Source organism: Aminobacter sp. P4_D5 (assembly GCF_056401815.1).
Genome location: NZ_JBFUIP010000560.1, coordinates 1 through 810, shown reverse-complemented (window position 1 = coordinate 810; position 810 = coordinate 1). Strand labels below are relative to the sequence as shown.

General features: G+C 72.2%; 2 protein-coding genes. One reads left to right on the top strand and one right to left on the bottom strand.

The window, feature by feature from the left end; genetic code table 11:
• Window positions 1–385: DJ-1/PfpI family protein (locus AC1DWF_RS33485; RefSeq protein ID WP_476842806.1), on the top strand; the 385-nt coding region annotated here is incomplete at its 5' end.
• Here the strand turns inward: AC1DWF_RS33485 and AC1DWF_RS33480 are convergent.
• Window positions 378–810 (bottom strand): LysE family translocator (locus AC1DWF_RS33480; RefSeq protein WP_476842805.1); only part of this gene is annotated, 433 nt, incomplete at its 5' end. The two genes, AC1DWF_RS33485 and AC1DWF_RS33480, sit on opposite strands and share 8 nt — an antisense overlap.

Below are 810 nucleotides of genomic sequence, written 5' to 3'. Positions count from 1 at the left end.
CGTCTGCACCGGGGCGCTGCTGCTGGGCGCCACCGGGCTGCTGCGCGGACGCCGCGCCACGACGCATTGGGCAAGCCACCACATCCTTCCCTCCTTCGGTGCGGTCCCCGTGCAGGCGCGGGTGGTGGAGGACGGGAAGTTCGTGACGGCCGCCGGCGTGACCTCGGGCTTCGACGGCGCGCTGCACCTCGCGGCCAAGCTGCGCGGGCAGGCGGTGGCCGAGGGCATCCAGCTCTACATGCAGTACGACCCGAAGCCGCCCTTCGATGCCGGCACGCCCGAGACCGCATCACCGGAGCTGGTGCTTGCCACGCGGACTTCGATGGCCGGCGTGATCGGGCGCCGCGAGGAGATGGCCCGCCGGATCGGCGCCGCCTTCACCTGACCAGCGGCACGAGGCTCAGGATCAGCAGCGCCGCCATCGACCAGTTGAAGGCGCGCAGGCGCATGCCATCGCCGAGCAGCCGCCGCGCCTCCTGCCCGAGCCAGGCCCAGAGCAGCATGCAGGGCATGCCGACCAGAGTGAAAACCGCCGTGATGACGAGGGCCTGCGGCAGAAGCGGCTCGCCCGGCGTGGTGAAGGTGGGGAGCGTGGCCAACACGATCATCCAGGCCTTGGGATTCACCCATTGGAAGGCGGCCGCGCCGACGAAGCCCAGCGGCGGGGAGGGCTTCGCCTCGCCCGGCGGCGGCGCGGAGGCGATTTTCCAGGCCAGCCACAGCAGCCAGGCGCCGCCCGCGACCTGCATGGCCCGGTGGAGCCAGGGATAGCTCTCGAAGGGCAGGCCGAGGCCAAGGGCGATGGCGAGG